Origin of the sequence: Mycobacterium sp. (genome assembly GCF_019243155.1) — a bacterium.
GTDB lineage: Bacteria > Actinomycetota > Actinomycetes > Mycobacteriales > Mycobacteriaceae > Mycobacterium.
Map to the genome: position 1 here is coordinate 1 of NZ_JAFAUS010000219.1, position 10,727 is coordinate 10,727.

Annotated in this window: 6 protein-coding genes; 2 read left to right on the top strand and 4 right to left on the bottom strand. The window is 63.2% G+C overall.

Annotation, left to right across the window (positions count from 1 at the left end; translation table 11 throughout):
- Positions 1 to 490: 490 nt before the first annotated feature.
- Complete coding sequence (locus JOZ00_RS10970) at positions 491 to 715, bottom strand: hypothetical protein (protein ID WP_293343619.1); 225 nt, start codon at positions 713 to 715, stop codon at positions 491 to 493.
- An 892-nt stretch (positions 716 to 1,607) separates the two neighbouring features.
- Between JOZ00_RS10970 and JOZ00_RS10975 the strand changes: the two genes are divergently transcribed.
- Positions 1,608 to 2,891, top strand: a complete 1,284-nt coding sequence (locus tag JOZ00_RS10975; protein ID WP_293343621.1) for a hypothetical protein — start codon at positions 1,608 to 1,610, stop codon at positions 2,889 to 2,891.
- A 268-nt stretch (positions 2,892 to 3,159) separates the two neighbouring features.
- Here JOZ00_RS10975 and JOZ00_RS10980 read toward each other — a convergent pair whose 3' ends face one another.
- On the bottom strand, positions 3,160 to 4,884 hold the full coding sequence (locus JOZ00_RS10980) for a hypothetical protein (RefSeq protein ID WP_293343623.1): 1,725 nt from the start codon (positions 4,882 to 4,884) through the stop codon (positions 3,160 to 3,162).
- A gap of 475 nt (positions 4,885 to 5,359) precedes the next feature.
- Here JOZ00_RS10980 and JOZ00_RS10985 point away from each other — a divergent pair, with 475 nt between their 5' ends.
- On the top strand, positions 5,360 to 6,988 hold the full coding sequence (locus tag JOZ00_RS10985) for a hypothetical protein (RefSeq protein ID WP_293343625.1): 1,629 nt from the start codon (positions 5,360 to 5,362) through the stop codon (positions 6,986 to 6,988).
- 689 nt (positions 6,989 to 7,677) lie between these two features.
- Here JOZ00_RS10985 and JOZ00_RS10990 read toward each other — a convergent pair.
- Together JOZ00_RS10990 and JOZ00_RS10995 are read right to left on the bottom strand one after the other, a co-directional pair.
- Positions 7,678 to 8,085, bottom strand: a complete 408-nt coding sequence (locus JOZ00_RS10990; RefSeq protein ID WP_293343627.1) for a helix-turn-helix transcriptional regulator — start codon at positions 8,083 to 8,085, stop codon at positions 7,678 to 7,680.
- A 387-nt stretch (positions 8,086 to 8,472) separates the two neighbouring features.
- Positions 8,473 to 10,221, bottom strand: a complete 1,749-nt coding sequence (locus tag JOZ00_RS10995) for a hypothetical protein (protein ID WP_293343629.1) — start codon at positions 10,219 to 10,221, stop codon at positions 8,473 to 8,475.
- Positions 10,222 to 10,727: the final 506 nt, after the last annotated feature.

Here is a 10,727-nt window from a genome sequence, read left to right on the forward strand (position 1 = left end):
CTCGACAAGCCCGGCGACGACGCCACGCCCGCGCCGGCCCGAGCGGTCGGGCTCGCGCCCGTCTCGAGCGACGCCTCGGCCGTGGTCGGTGAGGCGGAACCGGACTAGCGGGTCACCCCACTTTCCGCCCTGGCGTCTCAGTTCATGGCGACGAAGGCCGGCCTCGGGGCAGGCCAGGGCCTTCTCGCCAGCGACCCCAGGGACGTGGACTCCTGCACGGCGACCTTCGCACAGCGAGGTAGGCCGCCAGCGGACACTCTGTACAGGTTCCGCCCAAGTCGGGTGATAACAGGTGATATTGCGTCTCTGACCTTGGCGTGGCCGAGGCAAATCCGGAAAATTGCCGTTCTCTCTGTCACTTAGAGGCCAAAGCTTCGCCTCTGAAAGGCGCGCAAATACAGGAGAGGAACAGGCCCCTATCAGGGCCTAATCAGGCGCCGATAACAGGGCGAAATAGGGTAGCCGCGCCTGTTATGTGCGACGGCATTTTTCAGCGCCACTCGTTGAAAAGCCGTCGCTGTTCCTGCCAATCCATCGGTAGCGGACTTCGCGTCAGGGATCCGAGCGACATCGCCTTCGGCTGACGCCCTTCCAGGATCTCCTGAGCCAAATCGGGCGCGAGCCAAGCCAGCGGCGCGAAACGCGCGGCGTACTGCCGGCAGAGGCCGCGCTCCTTAGCGATGTCCTTCAGCGAAGCGATCTCACCGCTCGCCAATCGGTCGGCCCAGTTTCTCGCGAGGCAATCCGAAAGCGGCCTTGAACGCGGTCAACACGTCCGGAATCCGGCTTGTTTGGGGACGCAGTATTGGCTGGCGCAGAAGTCCAGGGCCGTCTCCAGGCGGTCGGTCAGGGCCTCGACAATCAGGTCTTGCGCAATGTCTCGCCGCGCGGCGGGCATGGCGCCATGCCTGCTCGGTTCGACGCCGAAGTCGAGTACTTTGTGCGATCCATCTAGATGGCGGCCACAGGTAGGCGTAGTCGAGACCAGACGCACCCCCCGCCTCGAACGCCTACGGATCACTAGCGCAACAGCGTCTTCGATTTGTAGCTTGACTGCACAGCGAAGGTCGCTCCGCATGCGCGAAAGAGGTCGACGTGCATGCAGCATCGTGACGCGCTGGAACGGGTTTTGGAACTAATCGACGCCGCCGCTGCGACTGAGGGGGCCGAAAGGTCGCGCCTGATCGATCACGCGCTAGCCGAGTACCGGCGGATTAGACGGCTCCCGGATATGCCCCTTCGTCTTCACATTGAGCAAGAAGAAGGGTAAGGACTTGGCGCAGCACGTCTTTCAATTCGGCCTTTCCCGCAGGACCATGGTCAGAAGAACCTTTAGCCGACCCCGCACCGTTGCTTGAGTTCGCTACCAGAGTCGCTGCCTGACGACTGGGGCCGCCCCTAACAACGGGCGCTCGACTTTCTGCGCTGATTGGCCCTAGGTGCCAGCGGAGCCCCCGAATATTCGGGGGCATCGACTTTTCGTAAGATGAGATCGCCTAAGTGGAGTCCAATATTTTCCATTAAAGCGCCTTAACTGCAAAGTTTATGCTGATCTTAGTTTACCCTCGGTAGGGGCTTCGCGACCAAGTTGGCGCGGGGCCGGGCCCATGACCACGTTCACCCAGACGCCTGAGCGGGCGGCCGACTTTACCGGGGCGATCGGCGTGAATATCCACCTTGGTCATCCCGGCTACGGGCCCGCGACGATCCTTTCCGAGATGACCTATCTTGGTCTCTCGGCCGTCCGCCAGCACGCCATCGGCCCGGACTCGCCGCCCTCGCAGGTCGCGAGCTTCGGCCAGCTCGCCGCCGGCGGCCTCAAATTCGACTGGCTGACGGGCGGCGACTTGACCCCGACCTTGAAGGACCTCGATGCCTTCCTCACGGCCCACCCCGGCGCAGTCTCGACGATCGAGGGACCCAACGAGGTCAACAACTTCCCCTTTCGCTACGACGGCCTGACTGGAACGGCCGCGGCCATCGCGTATCAGAAAACGCTTTATTCGCGGGTGAAGGCCGATCCCCTCACCGCCTCGATCCCCGTGCTAGACTTCACAGACTCTCCCTTGCCCGCGACCGCTCCTTGCGATGCGGCCAACATCCATTTCTATCCGCGAGGAGGGCGGGAGCCGATGTCACTGCTCGCGGCGGCCGAGGCTAGCGTCCAAAGCCTGATGCCCGGGAAGCCGCTCTATGTGACCGAGGCCGGCTATGACTCGCTTCCGGCCCAAGGCGTCGATCCGGGTACCCAGGCCAAACTCACCCTCAACCTGCTCATGGACGCGGCGAAACTTGGGTTAAGCGCGACCTACCTCTACGACTTGACCGACGACGGAGCTGACCCCACCGGCGCGAATGCCGGAGACCATTTCGGCCTCTTCACCGCGGACGGCCAAGCCAAGCCTGCCGCCGCCGCGCTCCACAACCTAACGTCCGTCCTCAGCGATCCGGGCGCGGCGGCGAATGGCTTCGCGCCCAGCTCGCTGAGCTACGCGCTCAACGGGATGCCGGCCAGCGGCAAAAGCCTGGCAATAGAAAATTCCTCGGGCGTCTACGACGTTGTGCTGTGGGCTGAGCCGAGCATCTGGGACCCGCTTAGCCACACGCCGATTCCGGCGCCCACTGAGTCGGTGACCGTGAGCTTCGCCGCCAAGTTCGCGCAAGTGTCAGTTTACGATCCGATGAAGGCGTCGAGCCCTCTTAGTACTGCAAGCGACGCCGGCGCCGTTACCGTCGGCCTTTCCGATCACCCCCTCGTGATTCAGGTGTCGAACTTCGTTCAGGCGTTGGCCGGTTTCGCCCAGCCTTCGTCCTCGGGACTCGGGGCCGGGATACCGCCCCAAACGGACGCTAACGTGCCCTCGCTCCTCAGCAGCCGGCGGGGCTCCTGACCAAAACGAGCTATCGCCACCGCAACAAGCCCGGACAACATGGCTCCCCACACCGGCGATCGGCCAAGAGACCCCGCTGAAGGAGACTACGCTTTAGCAACAATGTTTCCACATATTGCAGATTTGTCGGCGCAGCCGAGTTGATGGCCCTTCACGGTGGCGGCTGACGGAGGCCCCGGAGGATCCAGCACCCCCGGGGCCTTCGCCACAACCACCCGGACGCACAGGGATTTGGCCACCACCGCCATACCCACTTAACTTGACGCCGCTAGCAGGTCGCTGTCGTGTAGTCGCACTGGCCCACCGACGCCCGAAAAATCCGCCGCCCTTCTTCCTCGAGAAAGCTCGGGAAATCGTGCAGGCCGTTCAGTGGCCCATCCCACCGCTGGATCGTGATGATCGGGACACCATAGGTCTTGCCGTTGAGGTATTCCTGGGCCCGGCTGACGCCATCGTCCTCATGGTCAGGCGAAGCGGCACCGACGTTCTGCACCTCGCTGATCACAAATTTGGCCCCCGTCACCCCGGCGCCGCCTCCGGCGCCCGCGCCCCAGCCAGGAGCCGAGAACGTCAGCGCCTCCGATGCGATCGAGAGTGACTTATTGATGCCATAGGCGCCCGCGGCGCCCGAGCCATCATAAAGCTTCGAGATATAGGTTCCGGGCAGGAGCACCCCTGGCGCGCTCAGCGTATCGCCCAAAGTCACCGCGCCACCTGTAACGGCGTCGATGCGGATGGCCCGTCCAGAGAGCCGGTAGGCGCTGCCGGCCACAGTCGCGCCACTGGTAAGGTCCGTGAGCGTCACCGGGCTCGACGGTGGAATCTGGAAAACCTGGACGCAATAGGTCCCAGCGCCGCCCGCGCCGGTGGTCGTCACCCCGTTGCAGGTCGCGCTGTACGGCATAACCATCGTCGGGGTGTTCGGGCCAAGGGCCGGGACCCCCGCGCCGGACACAAGGTCGCCCGGACGGATAACGTCGCTTGGAGTCCCATTGACGGTGAGCACATCCCCCGAGATCGAGCCCATCGCGGTGAACTTCTGCTGCGCAGGGATCGCTAGCACATCGATAAGGTCGATCAGATTATCGGCGTAAACGTAATTGCCGTTCCCGAAGGCGTTGCAGCCAAAGTTCCCAAGGTCTTGGGCGTCACGTTCGCCTTGGATCCAGATGATAGTTGGGATGGTCCAGCCGCCTGTCGGTAGCGCGGCCTCCGCCGCGACCACCGCGTCATGCAAATCCCTCAGATAAAACCCCGGGACGCTTCCCCAGGGCGCAGCCCAACCGGCGGCGCCCGCGGAGGGGCAAAGCCGCGTCCCGCCAATGTTCTGCTTGACCATGTAGAGCGTGGCGTTCGGATTTGCGGCCAGAAGGTTGGCCGCGAATCCGGCCTCGGGGCCCCACGTCCGCGACGTGCCCCCCGCGCCGTTGCCTGCCGTATTTGAGTTTTGGGCTGGCCCTTGAACGGGGTTGTAGGCCTGCCAAGCCTTCGTGACGTAGTTCCAAATCTTGAAGTTTGAAAGGAATGTTCCGCCGCCGCCAACATCCGTTTGCGCGCCGATGCAGCTTGTCTTACCGCTCGTCAGCTGCTGGTCGACTACGTACTTCCCGAGTCCAAACCCTTGGCTCGCGGCCCCAAACTGATCGCTCGTGATTCGCAGCGTCGTGCCAAAACCCGCACACGAGACGGTCTCCCCTGCATAGATCTTACCGCTTGCGACGCTCGCAACCGTCATTGTGCCCGAATTCGGAGAGGGCGCGCGCGTACCAATGCCCGGATAGGCAGTGTCGAAGTTCTTCGCCGGGAGCGGCGTCGGGCTGAAGCTGGCCGTGAATGTCGCCGAATAGGGCGGCCCGCCACCAGTCGCCGCAGTGGCCGACAAAGGCGGCTCTATGTTCACCGTGCTTGCGGTCTGACCGTTCGATTGGCCGATCTGAAAGACAAGAACCGTATTGACTGCAGGTTGTGCTGCCGCGACCGTCGGCAATAGCATGCTGGTCGCCAGAAGTATTCTCGCCAACATTGCGAAGCCCCACCTCCGAGCTATGTTGTCTTCGCGCGCGCGGTCGCTAATGGCAAGGCCTTGAGCTAAAGTGTCGTCAAGAATTCACAAATTAGGAACCTTCCTTGTCGCTCCGGCCTCTGCGGTAGATCGCGGCTCAGGATCGCATCACTTTCGTTCGTGCCGGAAGGCAATGAAAAGTCTGTGTAAAGATCGTCACAGAATTTTGAGTAAAGCGTGACCGTATCATCACGACCTGCGCTTACAAAGGCTAAGCTCTCGCTCCAAGGCAATCTTGCAACCATCGGGCTGCCGCCCGATTAGAAAGGGCTGTCTGATGACTGCGACCCATTGGACCAATCAGGTCAGCGCCAACTTCAACACCGCCTCCGACTGGAACACGGGCGCCGTCCCTGGCGCGTCCGACGACGCCATCCTCGATGCGCCAGGCTCGACGAACTACACGGTGGCGGTGACCACCAGCGAGACGGTGAGCAGCATCCAAACCGCCTCGACCGCGACCCTCACCATCGGCGGCGCCGCCGCGGTCTTCACCGCCGCCAATGGCACGGGCTCGGGGGCCAACGCGGGCGTCATCGAGGTCAACGACCACGGAACCCTGGCCTTGGGCGGCGCGGTCGACAACACCGGCTCGATCGTCATCCACAGTGGCGGTGACTTGACCAAGTTGGTGGTGCAGCCAGCCGGCCTCACGCTCAGCGGTCACGGCCAGGTCAATCTCACCGGCAACAACAACGAGATCATCGGGGGGGCCGCGGCGCCGACGTTGACCAACGTCGACAACCTCATTCAAGGCCAGGGGATCATCGCCGAGCTGAAGCTGGTCAATGAAGCGGCCGGGGTGATCGACGCCACCGGCGCCACCGAGGCGCTGACGATCAACAAGGGTACCTTGACCAATTCCGGCTTGATCGAGGCCACCGGCGCCGCCGGGCTCGCCATCAAATCCTCCAAGGTGACCGACTCCACTGGTGGGATCCTGTCGGCCGGCGCGGGCTCCAAGATCGTGCTTTCGCATTCGACCGTGGTTGGCGGAATCTTGGAGACCAGCGGGACGGGTGTGATCGAGGCCACGGGCCTCGGGAACGTGCTGAGGGGCGGTCCGAGCCTGGTGGCCAACAAGGGGCTACTGGAGGTGGCGAACGCCTCGTCTCTCGAGCTCATCGGCACGCTTTCGAACAAGGCGACGGTGTCTCTCCTCGGATCGACCGGGTTCAGCGATCTGGTCGTCGGCGCCACGGGCGCCACCCTCCAGGGCGGCGGCAAGCTGGTGCTGAACAACGGCACGGAGGACCGCGTCTATGGCGTCGCCTCGAACGCGACTTTGACCAATGTCGATAACGAGATCACCGGCTCGGGTCTGATCGGCGACGGCAAGCTGACGCTCGTCAACCAAGGCTCCATCGTGGGCGACGGCACCGGGGTCCTCACAGTGGACACCGGCGCCAGCGCGATCACCAACACCGGCCTCATCCAGGCCGGCGCGTCGGGCGATGTGGTCGTCAAGAGCGCTGTCACCAACTCCGGGACCCTTTCAGCGGCTGGGGGAACCCTGACGCTCGACGGGGCCGTGAGCGGCTCGGGGGCTGCGACGATCGATGGCGGCGTCCTCGACGCGGCCTCCTCGTTCAATGAGAACGTCAGCTTCACCGGAAGCACGGGGGTGCTCGAACTTTCCCAGTCCCAGAGCTACGCGGGCTCGGTCACCGGTCTCTCCCTGGCTGGCACGTCGTCGCTCGACCTACTCGACATCGGCTTCGTGTCCGGCTCGACGACGGCGACCTACGCCGACAACGGGCACGGGACCGGCGGTGTGTTGACCGTCACGGACGGAACGAAAACCTCCAAGATCAACCTGGTTGGCAACTATACGAGCTCGACCTTCGTCGCCGCCGACGATGGTCATGGCGGGACCACCGTCCACGATCCCTCGGCGCTCGCCGCTCAAGCCAACCGATTCGTCGCCGCCATGTCCGCCTTCACCTCGGACCGCGGCGCGTCGAGCTTCATCATCGACGCCCTGCCTGCGCCCGCTCAATCGCTGCTCGCCACGCCGATGATCGCCCACAGATGAGCGGCCGGAAGACTGTCCGCTGCGGGTTGGAGCGCGCTTCCTGGGAGAGCTCCCCTTGTGGGTGTTGACGAAGCGGCTCGCATTGGACCCGAGTCTTGGACGCCCGCACGCTGACGTCGGCATCCAAAGAGGCCATTTCCGTCGGACTTGGGCGAGGTTGAACAGCTGCGTGGGACCGCCCCGCGATGACGGACATTCGGATCAGTGCGTAATCGCGCAGCTTTGTTTCGGTTTCGCGCCGCCGCCACCCTCAAAAATTGCCCCGCCAAACGAGGGCCTCGATGCCGTGCGCCTCGAGGCCCTCGGCCGCCTGTAGGGATGGCAGGGGTCAGAAGGCGAGCCCACGATTCCCACAGCGCCGTGGAGCTTTTGCGAAGACATTGCCTTGTCGGACGGGCCAAGCTTCGAATTGCCTTATCATCTTCTCAGCAGACGCAGGCCGCTGAGCCTCGGAACAGAGCATGAATCAGCCTCGTGATAATCTCTGCCGAAAAGGAACATGGCGTGCGACGAGCGGTCCGGCGCCAACACATCCCACTCCAACGTCCTCGTCGTCGATGATACTCGCGCCGGAACCGGTCTATGGCGACGGTAACAAGGCGCGGCCACTCGCGCTCGTCGGCCAGGTCATCCTCGCAGCGGACGAGGATGGCGCCGTCCGCGGCTCTGAACTGCGCGAAGCAGCGCACTTACTCCTTCAGTCCCTCGTAGAAGTAGCTCATCGGCACGTCCAGCGCCTTGGTTAGAAACCACAGCTGCAAGGCCGGTATCTGCCCTGCGCCGAATTCGTACTTCCGAATTTGCTTGGCGCGCACGCCAATGGCAACCCCCAGGTCTTGCTGCGTCCTTCTGAGCCAGATCCGTCGCTCACGTAGCTGTCGGCCGAGATGGACGTCGATATCCGACCGGTTGATCCTCGCGGGGTCCGGATCGGCCAAGGAAAGATCGGGCGGATCACGGCGTCGGATGTGTTCGGCTAGTTCTCGCCACTCCGCCGCCATGGCGACGAATTTGGCGCGCAGGTCGCTTGTGGGCGCAGCCTTTGCCCGACTATCCGCCTCGGTGGCCCTAGCGAAGAAGTTTTCAGGACCGAGCATGGGGTCATCTATGCACCAAGCCGTGATGCTTAAGGCGCCTCGCGAAGGTGCGGCCACGATGATCGCACAGTGACGTTACGGATTTGCGACGCGCCGATTGCTGGTGAAGGCCCCGGTGGTCAGGGCCGGGGCCTTCTTACCGCCTGACTTTCGGATTGATGGGCACAATCAGGCGGCAGATCGAACAATCGCATGGCTCTGTTTCGCTTTCGAGACGCCCGCAAGTCGCGTCGACTACCTCGCGGCGCCGACGCGATGTTCCTTCGGGACCACAAGCCAGAAAGGCTGAGAACTCCGTCCGAAGCCGAACGGGCTGGATGGGGACTAAAGCCGCAAGCGCCGTGGCCTGGAGGACCGTCAAAATCCTTGCTCGGCGTTGGTCCCGCCTTAAGTATGAGCGAGCGTGACCGCGCTCGTATTAGCGGGCGCGACCACAGTCGGGGATGAGGTTCCTGACGTCGAGGGCATCTGCGCCATGGCCTGCACCAACAGCGCCGGCGATGCACTGGCCAATTGGTTCGATATCGCGGAGTCGGAGTAGATCGTCACGTATTTCAGGGCAGCGCCCCTCGCCCCGACCGATTCGAAAAGCGTGCCGGTCAAGGAATTCTCAGCCGTCTCCTTGGAAGGGCCGAAGAGCCCGTCCAGAATCGGAGCGTCTGCCAGCGGCGTCGCGTGGGTGGGTAGCGGGGCGCCTGGAGCGAAGGTCGCAATCTGCGCCCATTTGCCCGGCCCCTCAAGGGTCACAGTGTCGCTCGCATCCCCGCCCAGCATTGCTTCGAAGACCGACGTCCTAGCGCCCGTGGAATCGAGCGTGATAGCTAGAGCGTTGGGATTGACTTCGACCGTCTGCGTCTTCCCTGAGCTACCCACGACGGCGTCGATGCCGGTGGCGGCGATGCCGGTGTTGGGATTGTTGGCGGTCAGGTTGACGTCGGTTCCGATGGCCTTTGCGACGACGACATCGAAGCCGCCGGCGCCGCGCAGGATGTCGGCCAACGAGGTGCTTAGCTGGAGGTCGAAGATGTCGCCGGCCTTGGTCCCATAGATGTAATTGCCGCCACCGCTTCCGCCCAAGCCGAACCAGTCGCCGCCGTTCGCTCCGCTGTCGCCGCGGATGACAGTGCCTGACGCGCCAGCCTTGATCTGGATGGCGGCATAGGCGAGCGAGTTTCCATCGCCCAGCTTCAGGGTCGTGAGCCCTTGCGGATTGATGCCGAGTGCGCCGGACGCCCACGTGTCACTCTTGCTAAACTGAGAAAAGGTGCCGAGCACGTCGGTCGCGGGCGTCGAGGGGCCGGGCTGGAACGCCGTCACCACAGTGGCGCCGGCCGGCGTCAACTGATGGACCGTGCCGTCGGTCCATACAGTGTAGTAGGCGCTTCCGTTTGAAAACACGTAGGCGCTGAGCGCACCAGGGACATAGCTCTGCTTTGTCGGGTCCGCTTCGCCTGTATAATCGGTCGCCAAGGTTCCCCGCACATCGTCGATCCGCGTCACCATGGATGCGAGGGTCGCCGTATCCGCGCCGCTGAGCGCCGCTCCTGCAGCGGAAAATCCTTGGCCGGCGGCGTTCATAACGCCCACCAGTTGGAACGCCGCTCCGGACGTGACGTTAACCTGGCCGTCTGCGCCAATCAGCGCCACGAAGGCCTTTCCGGGCCCCGCGCCCGCGTCGGTGAGCGTCGAACTCTGCAAGTGGGCGAGGTTGACGTCCACGGTCTCGCCGGTAAGCCCCGTGTGCGCGACGACTGCTTCGATCCCGGTCGAGGCCGCGGTGCCAGCCGAGGCGCCGGTCAGGTCAATGGTCGTGCCCGAGCCCATCACTTGCACGACGTTCACACTATTGGGACCGCCTACCAGGACATCGCCGTTCAGGCTAGTCGACGTGTTCGCCACCACGAAGGTGTCGTTGCCGCCGCCCGCGTTAATCGTGTCGCCTGAAGAACTTTCGAGCAAGAACTTGTCATTCATCTCGCGCAGTGTCGTATCGACGATGATGCCAGACGAATTAGTCAAGCTAATCTGCATATCGATAGCAGGGTCTTGAAAGGTGTATCGGTATTCGCCCGTCGCAGAATCCACGCCGATAGTGGCGTTAACCGTCGAACCGTTGAGCTTTTGACCAGCAGCCATGACCTGCCCCCTTGCGATCCCGGGGCGGCGAACCGCTTCGCCTGCAATATCCCCCGATTGGAATCGGCGTAACCGTAATCTTGATATTTTGCGCCTACAACCTTTCCTTAAAGACATTTTTGTCACAGTTTGCACCCACGCCTCGGTCGGAAGCAGTAAAGTTTGCCCGGCAAGACCTAGAAAAGCTTTTTAGATCAGTGTCAGGATGTTCTGAAGATCAGCTACTTGCTTACAAGGTCGGTGGCACCGCCAACAAATTCAAATAGATGGTCGGCCGTGACCAACATCTATGGATGCCCTCCAGACCCGCGAAACGCGGCGCCACTCCCCCGGAAGAAGGCCAGGACCTCTCGCTGACGCAGCTGGACACCTCCAATAACGTTGATTTTTGCGTGAGGATTGGGACGAAGGGCCTCGTGTACGGGTCGCCGGCGCTGGGGGCGCGTGTTTCCGGGCCGCGGGGCGGCTGTTTTGTGCTGGCGCCGGGGGCGTAGGCGGCCTTTTGG

Excerpts from the sequence above, each read along its gene's own strand:
- JOZ00_RS10975 (WP_293343621.1), top strand. The coding sequence starts at position 1,608 with ATGACCACGTTCACCCAGACGCCTGAGCGGGCGGCCGACTTTACCGGG.
- JOZ00_RS10990 (WP_293343627.1), bottom strand. The coding sequence starts at position 8,085 with ATGCTCGGTCCTGAAAACTTCTTCGCTAGGGCCACCGAGGCGGATAGT.
- JOZ00_RS10980 (WP_293343623.1), bottom strand. The coding sequence starts at position 4,884 with ATGCTATTGCCGACGGTCGCGGCAGCACAACCTGCAGTCAATACGGTT.
- JOZ00_RS10995 (WP_293343629.1), bottom strand. The coding sequence starts at position 10,221 with ATGGCTGCTGGTCAAAAGCTCAACGGTTCGACGGTTAACGCCACTATC.